Raw genomic sequence first — 20,704 nt, forward strand, 5'->3', positions numbered from 1 at the left:
CCGCGCAAATCTGCGCTGCGTTTAGTATGGATGGTTATCGTAGGTTTCCCATTTTTCATGCGCATCTTGAATGCGCTTAAACATTTTTTCCATCTCAGTTAACGTAAATTGTGTCAACACGGGACGACCATGTGGGCAATTATACGGGTTTTCAGCTTGTGATAATGTTTCCAGCAAGGTGCGTGCTTGGCTATCTGATAAATGCATATTAGCCCGAATGGCCCGCTTACAACTCATCATAATCGCCGTCCGTTCACGAAATTCAGCTACGGTCAGATGGCCATCACGGAGTAACCAATCAATCATTTCACGAATCGTCTCGGCCACTTGTTCTTTGGCAAACCACGTCGGATGTTCTCGGACAATGAGTGTATTGGGACCAAACGTTTCTAGATGTAACCCAACAGCAGCTAAATCCGCTGCATAATCAGCGATTTTTAGCATATCTGACGTGGCGTAATTCAAGGTAATTGGGACGAGTAACCGCTGCTGATCAGCTGACACATCACCAATGATGTCACGATAGTATTCATAATTAACCCGTTCCTGTGCGGCGTGTTGATCAATTAAAAATAAGCCGGTCTTATTTTGTGCAAAGAGAAAAGTCCCATGCATTTGCCCAATGTAAGCCAAGTTTGGAAAGCCACTCGGCCGTGCTGGTGTGACGTCCAACGTTTCCTGAACAACCTTTTCGGTCGGTGCTTGATACGGCATTACTGGTTCTGTCACCTGATTGACCACCGCCGGTTGTTCAAAGACAGTTAGTGCCGGTTCATTGGCGTATTTTGTCGCAAATGCTTGCACAGCGTCACTGGTGAGTTGAGTGCGATTCGTAATATGAATCACCTGTGCTGAGCGATCAGTTGCTGTCTCGCTTGCCTTGACGGGTTCAGTTGGTTGGATGACGGTATCACTGGCCGTTACCCACGGTGCTTGTTGGGTAGGTTGCTGTTGCGGTGTTGGTCGATCATGTGCGGCGATGACCGACTGCTGACCATACAAATTTTCATAGGCATCTGGAATTAAATTTTCTTGGGCTAAACGTGCCTTAATCGTCTCAACAAGTAACGTTGCCAGTTCTTCTTCCTTAGCTAAACGAATTTCTGATTTTTGCGGGTGGACATTGACATCAATCAACAAGGGATCCGTATTGATATTGATGACGCCCATCGGAAAACGCCCGACCATCAGCTTAGAACCATAGCCGCGAATCACTGCATTAGAAACGGCAAAATTTTTAATAAAGCGGCCGTTAATAAGTACTGTCAAATACTCACGTGACCCGCGCGTTAATTCTGGTAAGGACACAAAGCCAGTGATATTAAATGTATCATCTTCACCTGCAATCGCTAACATTTTTTGGGCCACATCACGCCCGTAAATCGCCGCAATCACCTGTTGCTGATTGCCATTGCCAGTAGTTTTTAATAAGGGCCGATTATCGGCTGTGACAGTAAATGCAATATTCGTATAGGCCAAGGCCAACCGATTCATAATATCAGTGATACGCGATAATTCTGTTTGTGGGCGTTTGAGGTATTTCAATCTAGCCGGTGTATTATAAAACAAATCACGAACTGAAATCACAGTCCCACGGCGGCCATTGGCTGGGGTCACCTGCACTTCCTTCCCACCCTTGATGTGATACATCACACCTGCCGGTGCCGTCTCAGTTGTCGTGTTCAGCGTCACATCGGCAATGGCGGCAATGGACGGCAATGCTTCCCCACGAAAGCCCAGCGAGACAATATTAAATAAATCATGCCGATCCGTAATTTTACTGGTGGCATGCCGCGTGAACGCTAAGGGCACATCTTCTGGATCAATCCCTGTGCCATTGTCCACGACACGAATCAGTGATTGGCCGGCATTTTCAACCACCACATCAATTTGGGTAGCCCCAGCATCAATCGCATTTTCAACTAATTCCTTGACGACACTGGCCGGTCGTTCGATTACTTCACCCGCTGCGATTTGGTTCGCTAATAAGTTTGAGAGTTCGTGTATTTTTCCCATTTAACGTCCGTGCAACGTGGCACTCCTCCTACTGTCGCATTTTCTTCAAGGTATGCAATGCATTCATCGCATCAATCGGTGTCATGTTTAAAATATCCAACTGATCTAGTTGCGCTAGCAATTGTTGTGTCTTGTCATCAGTTGTGGCCACATCAAACAACGGCACCTGCTCGGCTAACTGTTGTACTGATGAAACAGGCACTGGTGCAACGGGTTCACTTGCCACGACAACTGATTTTTGATTTTCAAGTTGTGACAAAATGTGGGTCGCATTGGCAATGAGTTCATCAGGCAAACCGGCCAACGCAGCCACGTGAATCCCATAAGATTTGTCAGCGGGGCCTGTTTGAATTTGATGTAAGAAATGTAATTGGCCATCCGCATCTTCAACAGCGCCGACATGCACATTGGCAATGCCTGGATGTTGATCAGCCAACACCGTCAGTTCATGATAGTGGGTTGAAAACAGCGTTTTGGCATGCACATGCGTATTTAAGAACTCAATAATCGCCTGAGCCAACGCCATCCCGTCATAAGTTGCCGTGCCCCGACCCAATTCGTCAAATAAAATCAACGAATGCGCCGTTGCTTCTTGCAACGCATGGTTGGCTTCCGCCATTTCTACCATAAAGGTTGACTGTCCCATGGCCATATCATCATTGGCCCCAATGCGCGTAAAGATTTGATCAAAAATCGGCAACTCAGCCGCTGAGGCGGGCACAAAACTACCCATTTGTGCCAAAATGACAATCAACGCTAATTCCCGCATATAGGTTGATTTACCCGCCATATTTGGCCCCGTAATCAACTGCATATTGGTTTGATCAGATAACATGACATCATTCGCCACAAATTCACCAGCCGGCAATAAGGATTCAACAACCGGATGTCGTCCCTGTTCAATGGCAATATGATTACCGGTGGTAAAGACTGGCCGGACAAAACGGCGATTATCCGCAACATCAGCTAACGCAGCCAGCACGTCTAAACGGGCGACTTGCTGAGCTAATGTCTGCAAACGTCCAATCTCAGCCTTCACATGGTCACGAACGGTGACAAACAAATCATACTCACGTTCGGTTTGCTTGGCTTGGGCTTCAATAATTAACCGCTCATGTGCCTTCAATTCAGGCGTGACAAAACGTTCTGCATTGGTCAAAGTTTGCAGGCGTTCATACCGATTTTCCGCTAATTTCCCAATATTAGCTTTGGTCACTTCGATAAAGTAACCAAAGTTCTTATTATACCCGACTTTCAACGACCCAATCCCAGTCGCAGCGCGTTCGTCGGCTTCCAATTGCGCCAGCCACTGCTGGTTATCGGTGAGCACTTGACGATAGTCATCAATTTTGGCGTCAAAACCATTTTTAATGATGTTGCCTTCGCGCACACTAATTGGCGGTTCGTCCATAATGGCATCATCAATTAAAGTGGCTAAGTCGCCCATATCATCGAGCTGCTGCCCAACTGCCTGAAGTAAACTGTCCGATTCTGCTAAAGTCGCTTTTATCGCCGGAATTGCGCGTAATGAACGTTTTAACTGGACGAGTTCACGCGCGTTCATGGTACCCATCGCTGCGCGTGCTGCCAAACGTTCTAAATCATAGACAGACTTCAAATGATCTTGTAACGTGCCTCGAGTAAAAAAGTCGGCTTGGAAAGCCTGCACAAGATCTATGCGCGCCTCAATATCAGCTTGCACGCGTAACGGCTTCAACACCCATTGCTTCAATAAACGACCACCCATTGCCGTGTGCGTCTCGTCAATTAACCCCAGTAATGAGCCTGCCCGTTTTTTGGTCCGGGTATTTTCTACTAAATCTAAATTAATCCGGGTATCTTGATTAAATTTCAGGTAAGCTAGCCGTTCATAACTTTCCGCAGGCACAATATGTTCGAGATTACGACGTTGGGTATCAAAAATATACCCCAACAACATCGTCGTGACCGCAACTTCTAGCGAATGCGTGAGATTTTGCGTCAAAAAACTAATCGTTGCGGACGGTGCGACTTCCGCTTGCGTTGAGATAACTAACCCATGCTCGCCCAATTGCGTTGCCATTTGTTGCTTGATCGTTTCGGGATCATTTTGGCGCAAAACGACTTCCTTCACTTCCAACGACCGCAATTCATCCACGATATCATTAAATTGTTGGCTGGTTGTGGCTTTCAACTCACCAGTTGATAAATCAATATAAGCCATAGCCCAAGCCTGGCCATCCGGTAATACGGCCGCCAAATAATTATTTTGTTTATCTGAACCAGCCCCACCCGATAACTTTGTCCCTGGTGTAATCAGTTGGACAACGTCACGTTTCACCATGCCTTTGGCTGCGGCAGCATCTTCCATTTGCTCCACAATGGCAACCTTATGTCCCTGATCAACTAAAATATCGATATAGTTTTGCGCCGCATGATGGGGGATACCGGCCATCGGCACCGGATTTTCTGAATTTTTATTCCGCGCTGTTAACGTCAATTCCAGCAATTTTGCCCCTTGAATAGCATCTTCTTCAAATAATTCGTAAAAATCACCTAAGCGATAAAAAACGAACGCATCTGGATATTGCGCTTTAATCTCATGATATTGCACCATCATGGGGGTATCAGCTGGTTTAGCCATCGGTAGGTATCTCCTCAATCATCATTTCTTTCACTTCGCTTAATCAAAATGGCGATAGCGCGCCATCGTGCGTGATAAATAAGCGACTAACGCTTGGTTTTCTGGCTGTTGGTCCCAATTTTCCTGACTCACTAACGTAATCGCTTCCTGTTGCGCAATTTCCATCATCGTCAGATCCTTGATTGGATCACCCACAACAAATTCTGGGACACCGGACTGTTTAGTGCCTAAAATATCCCCAGAACCACGTAATTCCAAATCTTTTTGCGCCAAAACAAAGCCATTAGTCGTCGCCACCATCGCATCTAAACGGGCTGTGCCGTAATCGGTTTTAGGGTCCGCTATCAGCAACGTATACGATTGCCGACTACCACGACCCACACGGCCACGCAATTGATGCAGTTGCGCTAACCCAAAGCGATCGGCATCTAAAATCAACATAATGCTGGCATTGGGCACATCCACCCCAACTTCAATCACTGTTGTGGCCACCAAAACTTGAATCCGATTCGCCTTAAAATCAGCCATTAACTGCTTTTTTTCATCATTTGATAAGCGACCGTGTAATAGGCCAATCGTATATTCTGGCAATTCTAACTGCATCGCTTCATACATGGCGGTCGCATTTTGCACATCCAGTGACTCCGATTCTTCAATCAAAGGCGTCACGATGTAGGCTTGTGCCCCGTCATCCAGTTGTTGTTTCACAAATGCCAAAGCGGCATCTAACTGATTATGACTGAGCCGTTTAGTTTCAATAGCTTTACGGCCACTAGGTAATTGGTCAATAATGGACACATCCATCTCACCGTAAGCCGTGATCGACAATGTGCGTGGAATAGGGGTCGCCGTCATCGCCAAAATATCTGGATTAACCCCATTTTCACGTAACGCAGCTCGTTGGTTCACGCCAAAACGATGCTGTTCATCAATGACTGCCAGTCCTAAATGATGAAATGCCACGTCTGGTTGTAACAATGCATGTGTGCCAACTAAAATATCAATCTCGCCGTTCTCAAGATCTTCTAAAATCTGTCGTCGCGCCGCAGCACGCAAACCACTAGTCAGCAGCTCAATGCGTAGCTGCACACCCGCACGATCAAATAACTGTGCTAAATTCAACGCGTGTTGTTGCGCTAAAATTTCCGTTGGTGCCATAATGGCAGCTTGTAGCCCTGCCGTCACGACGGCATACATAGCCATGGCCGCCACCACTGTTTTTCCGGAACCAACATCCCCTTGTAGTAAGCGATTCATGTGCCGTGGCCGATGCTGGTCTTGCAAAATTTCCGCAATCACCTTTTTTTGCGCGGTAGTGAGTGTAAATGGTAGTCCTGCCTCAAACTTTTTGAGTGCTTGCGCATCATAGGCAATGCCTTCACCCGCAAATTTTTGATCCGCCAACTTCAACAGTTGTAAACGCATTTGAAAAATGAAAAATTCCTCAAAGGCCGCACTCCGACGTGCTGCTTTCGCAGCTGGCATGTCAGTGGGAAAATGCATGTGTTCAATTTGGGTATTGCGGTCTAATAACCGATACTTCTGCCGTAAACTAAGTGGCACGAGGTCCGGCATCGTCCCACGGACATCCGCCCAGGCCAATTCGACTAAATGCCGAATAGTTTTTGCCGTGATTTGTTTAGAGGCCGTATAAATTGGATCTAAAGCATTTGCCTTGGCATTAATCATTTTCATGCCCGTTAGTGCTGCTTTCGCAGCATTATACGTCCCGTACACGGCCACTTCCTGACCAACAGCGATATTTTGTGCTAACCAAGGCTGATTAAAAAACGTCACGCGAACATTTTCGTGTTCAATGAGTAAGCCAAAGCGCGTTTGCGTTTTCTTGCCAAAACGTGTCACCACTGGGGGCGCACTCACCACCCCCTTGAAGGTGACCTTCTCGCCATCCAAAGTTTCGGACGGCCGCCGCTCACCTAAATCCTCATAGCGAAACGGAAAATACCCCAATAAATCTTCAATGGTAAAAATATCAAGGTCATGCAAAGCCGTTAGGCGTTTTGGGCCAACGCCTGGTAAAATATCCACATTGTCAACCGGTGTCATCATGTTATTATTGTATCATTTTGCTTGAAAAAAAGGCGACCAGCTCATGAGCCGATTGCCTTTTCCCCCTATCCATGTTGCGCATTAACTTTTGGCAGTCAGCAAGAACCATTAGGTATCAGGTTGATTGTCGCCAACGCCACCAAAACCAACAGATTTGACCGCCAAGCGCCACTCCAATGGCTAGCAATATCCCAGCTTGCTTGATATTTTCTGACTGAATCGTTTGTGTGATTTTTTTCTGAAAGTTCGGCTGATACGGCACGCGCCTGCCCGTCACCAGTAGGCGATGTGAATTGATCATATACGGCGTACACGTCACTAATGTCAGTAAGTCCTGCTGAGGTTGACGTTGTAACACCTGAAAATCAGCCGGTCGCACCACTTGGGTCATAAAAATTTGATAAGCTAATTTTTTATCCCCAAGCGTTAAAATCACAATATCCCCTGACTTAACCCGATTAAGATTGGTAAATAGTACTCTTGATGCCAAGCCACGGTGCCCCGCAATGACACAATGCGTCCCAACCCCACCAGTTGGACTATCCATATTTTGTAACACGGTTACCCCATAGGTTAAGGTCACCTCGTTGGTGGCTTTAAATAGTGGCGTATGCAACGCAATACTTGGCACTGTGATACTACCAAGCAATTGTTGTTTTAAAGCAATTTGTTGTGGCGGGGCGGCATTTGCAAACGGATCTGCCACCTCGTCGCCGTGATCGTTTGGTTGACTCGGCTGACTAGTTTTCTGTTGTTGTCGTGCTAAGGGCGTTAACCGTTGCTGATCGATAAAATGATTGACTGCACTGACATAAAATGGATAAGTCGCAATCAAAAAGCCAAGAATAAAAATACCTGCAAACACCTACCGAAACCAATCTGGTCGGTGGTTTTGTGCCATTGTCATAACGTCATCTTTCTGGTTCACACATTAGACCGTGTGTTGTTTTTTATACCACCAAACAGCACCAGCCATCAATATCACGCCCATACCGAAGAAGATATAAACGCCAACACCACCAGTGGCTGGTAGCAAGCCTTTTTTGGTGTTTTCAATGGTCATGGTTTGCGCAGTCGCATAGCTGCCTTTGGTCACATTAAACGGTACTTGTTTTGCCAAACGTGCATAACCCGTTGGTGCTTGTATTTCAAGCAAGGCATAGTGTTGGTTATTCGGTAATTTTGCTGAATAAATCAAATTTTGCAAATGCAACATTCCTTGTGAATCCGTCACATATCTTGTGGCCTGATTGGCACTTGTTCCCCACTGGTAACTGCCATCGGCAGCTTGATTCGCATAAGCTATGATGTTTTCTTGCTGATCAACTTTGACTAATTGGAAAACAGCCCCAGCCAACCTGGCTTGACTTTGTTTGTCCACCTTAACAAAGGTAGCACCGCCAGTGTAAATTTTTAACCCGTCCCCTTCGGTCGTGACGACTTCCTGATCAACGGTGAAAGTAGCGGCGTTCGTCAAGCCTTTTTCTGGTGCGGCCGCTTTCGTTAACGTAGCATCGTAAGCAACAACTAACTGTTTCCCTGCCATTGCTGTCATACGGGCAGTTTTTGGATTAAATGTGATTCTAAACCCTTTCCCATCTTTTGCCGTTGCAGTTGTTGCTGTCACTTGGTAGTCCGTTCCTTGGACTAACCCATCGATTTTGACGGTACTCGCCACGTCATCAATGCCTAAGTTAGGCGTATCAACAACGTTGAACGTTGATTTATCTTGGATATTCCAAGGGACGGCCACTTGTAATTGATAACTAAACGTTTGGCCAATAGTAGCATTGTAAATTTTTGAGCCATCGGGTAAGTTTACCGTCAAATCGGCCTTACTTTGCGCGGTCAAATCTTTTGAAAAGGCGTTCGTCTGTTCATTTTTAGGATAAATATGGATATTTGGATTGATCTGCGTATCTGATCCTGGTTGATAAATTGGTAAAGCTAAAACACTCGGTGTAGCGCGTTGTGTAATGTTACTTGAGGAATTGGTTTCTAAAAATAAGTAAACCTTATCCTTGTCACCATCTTTAGCCGCTAAATTAGCAAACGTCGCATTGCCGTCTTGACCCGTTGTCGCGTCTGATAACTTTGTCGCATAGCTCGGGACAGTTTTTTGCGCATCCTGTTGCATTGTTGCCACAGTATTTTGTGCAGTTTGGCCCGTTTGGCGTAACCGTAAATACTGTGCTGTGACATCATACGCTGTAACGGTGACATTTGCTAAAGGCGTCCCACCAAAATCGTTATCAATCACACCAGAATTTTCTTTGTTAGCTTGGACTTGGCCTGTCTCAAATCCCCGCATGTGTAAGGTAACAGTCACTGTACTTGGTGTTGTATCTGCAGATACAGCCCCGCTGAACGCACTGATAATTGTAGCAATCAAAATGGGCAATAAGCCAATGGCTACCAGTTTTGACCAGATACTACTTTTCATGATTTAATCCTCTCTTCGTGTATAACCCAGCTAACAATAAAAAACTCATGACCAAAATAGTTAGGCCAACCAAGGACATCATCGCCTTGGCTTGTCCTGTTGCTGGTAACTGCGTGGTTGCTTGTTTTTGTGCATTGATAACGCGCGGTTGAGCCGTTGTCATCACCGTATTGGGTAACTGACCAGCAGCTGTTTGCCACAATGGCTCACCATTCAAACGCATCGGTGATAGTGGCGTATTATCTGCTACTACGGGTACGTCCAACTGAATGGCTCGCGCGGCTGATGATATCAGGTAATTCGGTTGGGTTTGAATTTCTTCAAAAAAATACTGGCCTGCTGGTAACTGGTAATCTTGCAGTATCACCAAGCCTCGACTATCTGACAAAATCTTTTTAACCCGCGAATCTTGTTTGGGTGTGGTGCTCTGACACCAATCACCTGTTTGCGTCAGATAGTATTTTTGTCGTTGTCGGCGCTGATATAACACAAAACGTACCGCTGACAAAGGGATTTCCCCTTTATTTTGCGTTCGCCCATACTTAAAAAAATATGGTTGGCGTTTTAAACCCGTCGACTTGGTTTGAATCGTCGCCGGTTGTGCCAACCCGACATAATCAGCCATTTTGACAACCATTGGATCAGCCAATACTTGATTGGTTTGACCATTTTGCGTTACAGCATCCGGCTGGCGTTGCACAATCAGATACGTCTTGTTCTCTGCTTGCGATACATGAAACACAAGTTGTCCTAATGCATCTGTGACTTGCGAATCAACTAACGCCAAATGTTAGTCTTGGATCACCGTCTGAATGGTCTGCGCTTGTGTTTTAAGTGTTTGAAAATAATTGGGTTCGTGGCAATGCGTAGCTGCCAAATTTGACATGTCATACAGATCAAAGCGTGTCCGTTGCTTGGTCTGATTCACAACTTGATGTTGCAACGCAATGGTCGTATCAGTTTGATTTTGTGCCAATACTGGCCAGTTAAATTGCCAACTTAGCAGGCCAAACAAGCAGCAACCCGTTAAAAAGTACAGCATCTTTTTAATCATTTTTTCTGCCTCCGACGTTGACCATACAGGTAACCTGAATGAAGCAAGAAACCGACACTCAGTAAACCACCAGCCACAATCAAATAAGGTAGCTGACCTGACCCCCCTGTATTTGGCAAAACGGCTTGATTCCGATTTGGAACTTGCAAGGTAACTTGATTGTCAGTCTGACCGTTGGTTAACTTGGTGGCCCACTGTTTAGTCCCACCAGTCACTTGGACACGGCCATCTGGCGAAATAACGATCACGACCGGCTCGGCAGGCAAGTAACCTTGAGGCGCTTGACGTTCGGTCAAGGTGTAAGTACCTGGGGTTAAGTGTGTCACGGTAAATGCTGTGCCATTTCGATTGGCTTTAAGGGTTAGCGTCTCATCCGTTAGCGCTTTAAGCTCAAATTTTGCGCCTGACACAGGTAGGGTTGTCTGGGCATCCGTCTTTTTCACCACTAATTTGAATGGCTTAATGGGATTATTTTGCGTTAATTTGACAACATTCGTTTGACTGGCATTATGCGATAATGTCTGATCAATTGAAAAACCGTCCTTAACGCCATCACCGTCTGATTCAGGTACGGTTGCCGTAATGGCTTGCCCATCACTTAACCACTGTCCGTCTGCCGTCAGCGTTAAATGATACGTGGTGTTAGCCATTTGAAACCCACTGGGTGACTGCGTTTCTTGAATGGTGTAGTCGCCTGGTGTCAACAACTGGCATTGGCCCGCCTGAACCGTCATGACCTGCTGACCATCTGAAGATGATACGGTAAATGTCGCACCTTTGAGGGGTAATGTTGTCCCCTGGGCGATCTTGTCAATTATTAAGCCATATTGGCAATTTGTTACCGTCGCCTGATTATCTTGTTGCGTAATGTGTGTCACGTAACCCGCCGTCTGCTCATTTAAAACGTGATAATCGAATGCTTGACCCTGGTTATTATAAGCAGGTAGCCACACCGATTGCCCGTCTTGCATCCCTTGGGTGACAGTCTTTTGCCAATTTTCCGCGGCAGTGAGCTGCCCAACTGCCCGCCATTCAGTTAACTGATTCGCCACTTTTCGTCCAATGCCAAACTGAATTTGATCGGGTCGTTTTGTACGATCAATATCATCCACCCATTTTTTTAGTCACCTGCAACTTGGTTCCGGCTGCTTTAGCAGAAGGCATACCAAAGGCCACTGCGGCGTCTTTTTCAGTTGGAGTTAATGACGTTTCCCCACTCACTTGGTACTAAAAATCAGGTTGAAAATTTTGCGCTTCCGTTTTGAGATGGACCTGATAATGCAGCTGAATTTCTTGATCTTGCCCCAAATTCAGGTTGTTAACGGTCACTTGTTTAGCGTCACGTGTCACACTTGGTAAGTTATCAACCACTTTTTTACCTACACTGGTCACGGTTGGTGGTGTGTCCGCATAAATAAATTGTTCACCAATCGGATTATGCACCGTCCCATTTTTTACTGTATAAAACTCACTTAAGACACTATTGACCTGACCTGCTAAGTAAGTGCCAACATCATCTAACGTATTAGCATCCTGATAGTGACCAGGTGTTGCAAGTAACGCCATACGTTCACGTACTTGCGTTTTGGTTAAATACATGTGAGAATTATTACCTGTACCCCAACTATCCATATCCAATTGAATACCTAATGTATGTAGTTCAGTCCCTTTTTCTCGTAGTGCGTAGGCCTCCCCTAACGTAGCTGCCCAAGTATCTGGAATCATTTGCCCATCGACTTGATATGGCGCTGGTCTCTCTATCCAGTCAGGATAGTGGCTTTCGACAAACTGTGACGTATACCCTGGATAATCCCATGCTTGACTAAAATCCGTCCCGATAACGTGCCCATCAACTACTTTGGCTTGAGTTACTTTGTATGATTGCGTCGGAAGCCCGTCAGTCAATAACACCATGATTTTTTTGTGGTCACTGGCATCACTTGCCAACATGTTTTGTGCTTCACGGAGACCATTTTGTGTAAACGTTCCGCCAACGGGGGGATTTCTGAGGATACGATTGATGTTTGTCACATGCGTTGTATTACTGACACGATCAATATTTTCTGTCGAAATGCCTGGTCGCTGTTCACTTTCTTTAGAGGCATAACTCACCAGACCAACATTAACAAAATCACCATACCCTTCGTCGTTAATTGTTGGCATAAATTTTTTGATACCATCACGGACGGCATATTCACGTTTGATACCACCGTTGAACACTGAATTCATGGATCTGGACATGTCGGTAACCAAAACAATATCAATTGGTTTGATCGCCACTTGCCGATTTCCTTTAACATTCAAGAAAACATCAAACAAGCCAGGTGTCGCGGTTTGTCGTGCATATTGTCGTATTTGATAAGCTGGATTGTTGACGTCATGACCGCCAAATTTGAGATAGGCATTGTGCGTGTTATCAGGTGCACCATCCCATTGGGTGACATTGTCCCAGCCCTCATGCTCATGCCCACCCTGAGGATTAATGACGTCCGCCTGCCCTGGCATCGTCCATGCAGCTGTTGGTGACGTGCCAGTTGGTGTGGTTTGATAGGTTGGCGTTATGCCAGCAGCAGTCACAGTTTGTCCAATGGTTAACAAACACAGACTCAGCACACTTAACCACAACCACCAGCCACGGTGGTTTCGGCATTTTTTAGCCCGCCTCGCTTTTATGATATCAATCGTTCCTTTCTCCCTTCTAAGTAACAGTTGTGCTTGGTATTTCAAAGTCAATCCCGTTTTTCTAGTAGCACAACTCGAGAGATGTAACCCCACCATAACAATTCCAACAAATCACCAATTAGCACGTATTATGACTTAAGATAACGATTACACACGCATTTAAATTACCTTTGTGATATAATTCTCTTATCAAAGTGTCTGGTTCGCATCTCTCGAGTTGCGAACCTTTTTTGCGTCTTGGGAAAATTATCACTACAATAAAGGAATCATGATATGAAATACGGCTATGCTAGAGTGAGTACAGAAGGCCAACATCTTGAAGCCCAAGTTGCGCAGTTAACCCAGGCTGGTGTTGACCAAATTTTCAAAGAAAAATATACCGGCACAACCACTGAACGACCTGTTTTTGACACACTCTTAAAAACGCTCCAACCCCACGATATGCTTGTTGTGACCAAGCTAGATCGCTTTGCCAGAAATACCCATGAAGCGCTCGAAGTCATGCAACATTTATTTGATCAACGGGTCGCTATCCACATCTTAAATTTAGGTTTGATTGATGAAAGTCCTACGGGCAAGCTGATTTTCACCATTTTTTCTGCCTTTGCGCAGTTTGAACGTGATCTGATTTTGACCCGGACACAGGAAGGCAAAGCTTATGCCAGACGGCACAATCCCCATTTTCGTGAAGGACGTAAAGAGACCTATTCCGATATGGAAATTTTAGCCGCCTATCAACAACATCAAAATGGCCTGTCGTATCAACAAGTCGCCAAAAAAACGGGTATTAGTGCCTCGACTTTAAAACGGCGCATCAAAAAACTCCGACAAGCCGAGCAAAACACGTGAATCACCGGCTTTAACCCACAAAAAAAGATGTGTTGAAAACACATCTTTTTAAGTAATTTATTTAAAGTTGGTCATGCAATTGCCAGTTCAACGCATAATGATAATGTTCGCCAGATAAAAGATATTCGGGGGCCACACTTGGTGACCATGAATCATCCCCCCCAATGCCCATATGCGCGCCGTCTAAGTTCAACCACACCCCAGCCTCTGGTTTAAGCAGATGCCGGTGAGTCGTTTGGCTCAGCTGTTGTGGACTATACGGTGACAAATTAAAGGCCACCGTCGTTGGACTTTGTAGGTCATGTTGACCAAATTGCAACTGGCTAACGCCGGTGCGCAGCCCATTTTCACTAGGGAAAATGTACGGCGTGTATAAGTCGGCCAAAGTTGCGGACCATCGGCCCCTGGTTGCTGCTGCCCGCCGGTCTGGATAATTTTCCATTGGCCCGAACCCAACGTAGTTCACTTGTTCAGGGACGGTCGCTAATTGCACATTCAGGCCAATACGTGCTGGTTCAGGATCAGCCATTTGGCGCCAAACATCAACTTGCAGTGCTAACGCCCCAGTTGGTGAAATATGATAACGCTTAGTCGACTGTAACATCACATGCTGATCAATTGGTGACAAAAAATCATGTGTCGTCGTTACCACGACACCTTGGTCGTTGGCCGTCACGTCAAATGCGCCTAGTCGTGGTTGTAACTGGTCATAACCACTCGCACGCCACTTTTCATACCAAGCATTTGGATCAACGCGCCCGACTTCACTCACACCAATATCATTATCAATTGCCGCACGGGTAAACTGATCTTTTAACGGCGTCAAGAACTGACTAACGCCGCCAAAATACCATTGGGTCAACCAGCCTCGCGTGGCATCGAAGACAAACTGGTGTTGCCCGGCTGTAATGGTAACGGTTTCGGCCGTTTGTTCAACAACTGGTGGCAAACTGGTCGTCATGTCAGGCAACACTGGTTTTAACGGCCGATTTTGAATCACAAACTGATCATAAGCCAAACGCGTTTGCGGCCGAATAATGCCATCGGGTGTTTGCTGGATAATGGCCACATTTAAGGCCACATCACCGGTCGCAACCTGTGGTACCGTTAAGGGTATCGTCACGGTGTCCCCAGCTGATAAATCCAGTGGCAAACTCGCTAACGGTTGTGGTACCCCATTGATTACCCACTGATACTGCAAAACCGCATCATCCACGTGTTTAAACAGATGCTTGCTGGTGACTTGCAACGCTTCGGGGTGACCAGTTGGTGTCCGAACAAGCGAAAAGCCAAAGTACTGCTGACAAAATGCCGCTTCTAGTAAAGCCGGCTTTGGTGTGCGGTCTGGGAAAAGCAAGCCATCCAGACTGAATTGTCGATCATTGGGATGATCCCCAAAGTCGCCACCATAAGCATAAAATGCCTCGCCCGTCGTCTCGTTTTTCAACAACCCTTGATCAACCCAATCCCAGATAAAACCACCTTGTAAGCGTGGATACTGTTCAAAAGCGTCCCAGTATTTGGCAAAACCACCTAAGCTATTGCCCATACTGTGCGCATATTCACACAAAATGAGGGGCCGGGTTTCACCAGGTTGACTGACCCACTTTTTAATCGACCATTTTGAATTCACAGGCGCGACTTGGTCTTGATCCACACGCGCATACATTGGCGCAATAATATCGGTTGCTGGCGAATCAGCCCCGCCACCTTCATATTGCACTGGTCGTGACGGATCCACTTGTTTTAACCATTGATACATCGCATCGTGATTGCGCCCGTAGCCTGATTCATTCCCCAGTGACCAAATAATCACTGAGGGGTGATTGTAGTCACGCTTGACCATCCGTGTCACGCGGGCCATCATCAGCGGTAAGTAAGTGGCATCATTGGTTAGCCGGTTCATCGGCGTCATGCCGTGGGTTTCAATGTTTGCCTCATCGACTAAATACAACCCGTACTGATCACATAACTCATACCAACGGCGATCATTAGGATAATGTGACAACCGGACGGCATTGAAATTATGCTCTTTAAGTAAGCGAATATCTTTTAACATCGTCGCTTCATCGACATAATAACCCGTCTCTGGCGTGAATTCATGCTTATTGACCCCGCGAATCAGCAAAGGCTGGTTATTTAAACGCAAGAGTCCATCCTTGATATCGACACGACGAATACCAATTTTTTTGGTTTCTGTGTGATAAACTGTGTCGTCATCAAATAGTGTCAGCGTTAAGTCATAGCGCTGTGGGATTTCTGCTGACCACAGTTTTGGCTGATGAACTGGTAGCGACAAGGTTGCTTCGTGGGCATTGGCGCCACGTTCATCTACTAAGTCGTTGCCAAATGTTGTCTCATCTGATGCGATTTCTAAGCCGTCCCAAGACAAAGTCGCTCGTACTTGTAATGCCTGATTCGCCACGTCATCAATTTCCGCACGCACTGTCACCACAGCATCATCCAAATCATCCGCTAACTGGGTATCAATCGCAAAGTCTGACAAACGCACCTTGGGCATGTTCACCAGCTCAACATCTCGAAAAATACCCGAAAGTCGCCACATATCTTGGTCTTCAAAATAGCTCGCTTTACTCCATTTCAAAACCAAAACAGCGATACGATTCTCCCCCGCCACTAGGTGGGGCGTTAAATCAAATTCGGCGGGTAACCGGCTATCTTCTGAGTACCCGATCCAAGTCCCATTAACCCAAAGATAAAATGCCGAGCTGACACCATTAAAGACAATATGTGTCTCTTTTGAGTCAGCCAACCACGCTTCATCGACTTGAATGGTCTTTGAATAAGCACCCACTGGGTTTTCGTCAGGCACGATTGGTGGCGTTACAGGAAACGGATAGGCCACATTACTATACAACGGCACGTCATAATCACCGGCTAATTGCCAGTTGCCTGGTACCGTAATGGTCGTCGCATCCGGTAAATCTTGCATACGCCATGTATCATCAATAGCATCAAGATGCGTAAAATAATTAAATCTCCAAGTCCCGTTCAATGATTGGATTTGGCTACCTGATTGTCCTTGATCCGGACGATCATAGGTCATATCCGTATGACTCGGCAAGCGATGCCATTGGGTCACGACCGGATTTTCCCAATCGCGACGTGCCAAAATCGTCTGTAGTGTTGTCATGTGATCTCCTTTAGGTTGCCAACTTTAAAAGTCCAGCTTAAATTCGGTAACTTGCTGATAAGGTGATGCCGGCGTGAGGACAATATCTCCGTATTGCGCAAAACGTTCAGCGCCAGGTACTGCTTGCGTCTCTAGCGTAATACCGCCATGGTTTTTCAACTGTGATTGGCGCATTGGCAGCGTGAAATCTGTACCAAAATTACCCGTAAAGACCACTACTGCCGGTGCCGTCGTGGTCATGGCAACGCCCACCAAACCATCTGGTGATAGCAGTTCAGCTTGCGGTGCCCCCTGTGTATCTTGTAGCAAAAATGGATGATCAAGCCCATGACCAACCCGTTGATGTTGGTCATCGGTACTCTCAATCGTCGTACCAACTGGTTTTGCCGCACGAAAATCAAAACTTGTCCCAGCTACTGACCGTATTTCCCCAGTCGTTAAATTCTTGTCACCAATTGGCGCAAAGGTATCAGCCGCAATCTTAAGTTGATGTGCTGCAACACTTTGCGATGGGTCACCCGTCAAGTTAAAGTAGACATGGTTCGTTGGGTTAAAGAGTGTTGGCGTATCTGTCACAGCCTCATACGTTAACCGCCAGACGTTATCATTAGCCAAAGCATAGGTCACGTTTACCGTCACTTGACCAGGAAAACCATTTTCCCCGTCTTCACTGACATAAGTAAACACAACCCTTGCCTCTGTTGCCGTCACCTGTGGTGCAGCTTGCCAGTAGCGTTGGTCAAAACCAATCACACCACTGTGTAAGGTGTTGTCATTTTCATTGGCTTCAAACTGGTAATCGACACCATCGTGTGCCCAATGTGCCCCAGCAATTCGACCAGCAACACGGCCAATTGTGGCCCCAATAAAGGTATCTTTTTGTTGATATTCTTCCGCACTATCAAAACCTAATACCAATTCACGTTCACCAGTCGCAAGTGGCACGCGCAAACTCACAATTCGTGCGCCAAAATCCGTTACACTTAAGGCCACGCCATGATCGTTGATTAAGGTGTAGCTTATTGCTTGTGCACCAAACGGTTGGGTTAAAATTTCCATGATGATTTTCCTTTCAACTTTTTAATCTGATACTTGTACATTTTGGGCCACAGCCTGCAGGAAACGCGCCAAACCAGCTTCTCCGACAGCGTCATGTTTATAGACACCCGCATCTTCTAAGACCCGCTCAAAAATGTGTCCGACACTGTCATCAATGATAGCGTTGACATTTTCGGGTGTAATGGTGGTGTTGGCACGCAATGTTTCAGCCCACAATTGATGCTTTGGTGCCACCTGGTCAACTTGGCCTAATAAGTAGGCCTTAACAACCTCAAGTTCGGTCTTTAACCTTGGTGGTAAGATCGCCAAGCCCATGACCTCAATTAAACCAATATTTTCTTGTTTAATATGTTGGACATCGGCGTGGGGATGGAAAATACCATCAGGATACGTCTCCGATACGTTATTATCCCGCAACACTAAATCAAGTTCGTAGCGTCCGTCACGATAGCGCGCAATGGGCGTTACGGTATGATGCCGTTCGCCCTGCGCATCAAAAGCACGAATGTCTAACGCAGGATCACTATAATGCGCCCAAGTCGTCATAATTTGTTGGGCAGCTTGTAGCAAGTTGGCTTGGTTTTCATCGGCCAAACGAATCACCGTCATCGGCCAATTTAACACCCCAGCTGACGCAACTTGACACCCCGGCAGCGTGATTGGCGTCTTAATGGTAGCCTGAGCCATTGGTAAGTCGTAGCGTCCCGCCTGGAAATGATCATGCGTTAGAATAGAGCCACCGACAATGGGCAAGTCCGCATTGGACCCGATAAAATAATCCGGAAATAACGTGACAAATTCTAATAATTTTGCCAAATGCGCCACATCGACACGCATTGGTCGAATCGTTTTTGAAAAGATAATTGCGTGTTCATTAAAATAGGCATACGGTGAATATTGGAAAAACCAAGGTTCCCCACCCAACGTCAACGCCACCACCCGATGATTTGCCCGTGCTGGATAATCTAGTCGCCCCCAGTAGCCTTCATTATCATGGGATAATTGCGACACTGGATAATTGACGGGCGTATTTTTTTGAGCCTGCAACGCTGCTGCAATCATCTTGGGATCTTTTTCTGGTTTCGACAAATTTATCGTGATTTGTAACGCCCCATATTTTGTCGTGACCGGAAACGAGATATTTTGACCAATTTCACGTGTCTTAATGTAGTTACTGCGGCGTGATAAGGCAAATAAGTAGTCCGTAGCAGCAGCGGGTTCACTAGCATATTTTTCCCAAAAAATCCGGTTCACCTCAGAAGGTCGTGGGACAAAGAGGGCCATCAATTGGGCACCGACCATATCCGCGTTCATCTCACGACGCGCCAATGTCCCGTTCGTGTCGGCCACACGAATTAACGCATCCAACAAGGTTAAGGTGTCCGTATCTTCCCAAGGGGTCAATGTGGTTGGTGTTTGATAGTCTGCTTCCCCAAGCCAGCCCAGTACCTGATTAATTAAATAGGTCTCATCTAGTTCGGTATAGTCTGTTGCCGCAATAATCCGCTGGACAAAGACCGTGATTAAGCCATTTCGATTCATCGTGTCACCTCAAATTTCGCCAACCCAATGTGCACCTGTGCCAATGTTAGCCGCATAAAATGATGGCGCATAACCCACCACCGCTTCATAGCGCTCGCCAACTGTTTTTTCTAGTGTTGCGACTGCATCGCGATGCACTAAGGCAATTGCACAGCCACCAAAACCAGCCCCAGTCATTCGTGCGCCTAAGACACCAGGCACCTGTTGTGCCGTTTCAGCCAAGGTATCAAGTTCAAGTCCTGTGACTTCGTAATCTGCTTTTAGCGATTGGTGTGAGGCATTCATCAATTGCCCAAATCCAACCAAATCATTGGCCTGGAGGGCTTTCACTGCCTCTTGCGTCCGTTCATTTTCATAGACCGCATGACGCGCACGGCGGCGCACCGTCTCATCCGCAATCAACGCCGCATTTTGATCAAACGTCGCACGATCCAATTGCCCAAGGAATTGAATGTTGAGTTTTTGTTGTAAGTCAACGACCGCCGCTTGCGTTTCACGCACACGCTCATTGTATTTTGAATCGGCTAATTCACGCCGTTTATTGGTATTCATGATGACAATCACATGATCCCCTAAGTGCGTCGGGATCATCTCATAAATCATCGTGTTCGTATCCAAGTAAATGGCGTGATCCTCCTCACCAAAACCAATCGCAAACTGATCCATAATCCCAGTATTAACGCCGACAAAGTCATTTTCAGCCCGTTGCCCACTCGCCACTAATTGTAATCGGGGAACCTTTAAGTCATACAATTTTTTGGCGACCACCCCAATCAATAATTCTAATGATGATGACGATGAGAGACCTGACCCATTGGGAATATTGCCAGAAATGACCAATTCAAATCCCGTCTCAAACTGGTTGCCGTACCCACGTAAGGCTTGCAACACACCTTTAACGAAGTTCCCCCATGACCCATGTGGCAGCTTACTTTCATCATCAATCTCAAATGTAATCACCCCAGCCTCAGGCATATTGGTCGAATACAACTTGACCAGTTTATCGGTACGCTTACCGGCGACCCCATAAGTGCCCAAGGTAATCGCTGCTGGGAAAACATGGCCCCCATTATAATCCGTATGTTCCCCAATCAAATTAATCCGACCTGGTGAGAAGAATTTGTCGGTTGGTTGTGTTTGAAACTGGGTGTGATAGACATTTGCGAGTTCATCATAAATTGTTGTCATTTGTTTTTCCTTTCATGCGTACTA

The 20,704-nt window shown here is 46.2% G+C and carries 14 protein-coding genes; 1 reads left to right on the forward strand and 13 read right to left on the reverse strand.

What is annotated here, in order from left to right; translation table 11 throughout:
* Positions 1-21 precede the first annotated feature (21 nt).
* From mutL to A9176_RS00480, 9 genes are all read right to left on the reverse strand, one after another.
* A complete protein-coding gene (gene mutL / locus A9176_RS00440; RefSeq protein WP_077281839.1) occupies positions 22-2,016 on the reverse strand; it encodes a DNA mismatch repair endonuclease MutL in 1,995 nt (664 codons plus the stop codon).
* A gap of 28 nt (positions 2,017-2,044) precedes the next feature.
* The gene (mutS, locus tag A9176_RS00445) at positions 2,045-4,639 is read right to left on the reverse strand and encodes a DNA mismatch repair protein MutS (protein WP_077281840.1); all 2,595 of its coding nucleotides are present in this window, start codon (positions 4,637-4,639) and stop codon (positions 2,045-2,047) included.
* 39 nt (positions 4,640-4,678) lie between these two features.
* Positions 4,679-6,709, reverse strand: coding sequence for an ATP-dependent DNA helicase RecG (recG, locus tag A9176_RS00450; protein WP_077281841.1), 2,031 nt, complete (start codon positions 6,707-6,709; stop codon positions 4,679-4,681).
* Between the two features lie 115 nt (positions 6,710-6,824).
* Positions 6,825-7,574: a class C sortase gene (locus tag A9176_RS00455; protein WP_077281842.1), complete on the reverse strand. Its 750-nt coding sequence runs from the start codon at positions 7,572-7,574 to the stop codon at positions 6,825-6,827.
* A 66-nt stretch (positions 7,575-7,640) separates the two neighbouring features.
* Complete coding sequence (locus A9176_RS00460; protein WP_077281843.1) at positions 7,641-9,152, reverse strand: SpaH/EbpB family LPXTG-anchored major pilin; 1,512 nt, start codon at positions 9,150-9,152, stop codon at positions 7,641-7,643.
* Positions 9,142-9,939 carry a SpaA isopeptide-forming pilin-related protein gene (locus tag A9176_RS00465; protein WP_077281844.1) on the reverse strand — a complete coding sequence of 266 codons (798 nt, stop codon included), beginning with the start codon at positions 9,937-9,939 and terminating at the stop codon, positions 9,142-9,144. Before A9176_RS00465 ends, A9176_RS00460 begins: the two co-directional genes overlap by 11 nt.
* Before the next feature lie 3 nt (positions 9,940-9,942).
* Positions 9,943-10,206 (reverse strand): hypothetical protein, encoded by a 264-nt coding sequence (locus A9176_RS00470; protein ID WP_077281845.1) that lies wholly within the window; start codon positions 10,204-10,206, stop codon positions 9,943-9,945.
* Positions 10,203-11,318, reverse strand: a complete 1,116-nt coding sequence (locus tag A9176_RS00475; protein ID WP_077281846.1) for a SpaA isopeptide-forming pilin-related protein — start codon at positions 11,316-11,318, stop codon at positions 10,203-10,205. The genes A9176_RS00470 and A9176_RS00475 overlap by 4 nt, the downstream gene beginning before the upstream one ends.
* A gap of 115 nt (positions 11,319-11,433) precedes the next feature.
* Positions 11,434-12,804 (reverse strand): vWA domain-containing protein, encoded by a 1,371-nt coding sequence (locus A9176_RS00480; protein ID WP_198150934.1) that lies wholly within the window; start codon positions 12,802-12,804, stop codon positions 11,434-11,436.
* 357 nt (positions 12,805-13,161) lie between these two features.
* On the opposite strand from A9176_RS00480, the gene A9176_RS00485 reads away from it, so the two are divergent.
* The gene (locus A9176_RS00485) at positions 13,162-13,737 is read left to right on the forward strand and encodes a recombinase family protein (RefSeq protein ID WP_029510131.1); all 576 of its coding nucleotides are present in this window, start codon (positions 13,162-13,164) and stop codon (positions 13,735-13,737) included.
* A gap of 61 nt (positions 13,738-13,798) precedes the next feature.
* Here the strand turns inward: A9176_RS00485 and A9176_RS00490 are convergent, their stop codons facing one another.
* The 4 genes from A9176_RS00490 to A9176_RS00505 are packed head-to-tail and all read right to left on the reverse strand — an operon-like array spanning position 13,799 to position 20,680.
* On the reverse strand, positions 13,799-16,891 hold the full coding sequence (locus A9176_RS00490) for a beta-galactosidase (RefSeq protein ID WP_077281848.1): 3,093 nt from the start codon (positions 16,889-16,891) through the stop codon (positions 13,799-13,801).
* Between the two features lie 24 nt (positions 16,892-16,915).
* Positions 16,916-17,950, reverse strand: coding sequence for an aldose epimerase family protein (locus A9176_RS00495; protein ID WP_077281849.1), 1,035 nt, complete (start codon positions 17,948-17,950; stop codon positions 16,916-16,918).
* A 21-nt stretch (positions 17,951-17,971) separates the two neighbouring features.
* Positions 17,972-19,492 carry a UDP-glucose--hexose-1-phosphate uridylyltransferase gene (locus A9176_RS00500; protein ID WP_077281850.1) on the reverse strand — a complete coding sequence of 507 codons (1,521 nt, stop codon included), beginning with the start codon at positions 19,490-19,492 and terminating at the stop codon, positions 17,972-17,974.
* A gap of 9 nt (positions 19,493-19,501) precedes the next feature.
* Positions 19,502-20,680, reverse strand: coding sequence for a galactokinase (locus tag A9176_RS00505; RefSeq protein ID WP_077281851.1), 1,179 nt, complete (start codon positions 20,678-20,680; stop codon positions 19,502-19,504).
* Positions 20,681-20,704: the final 24 nt, after the last annotated feature.

Origin of the sequence: Leuconostoc garlicum, assembly GCF_001998805.1 — a bacterium.
GTDB lineage: Bacteria > Bacillota > Bacilli > Lactobacillales > Lactobacillaceae > Leuconostoc > Leuconostoc lactis.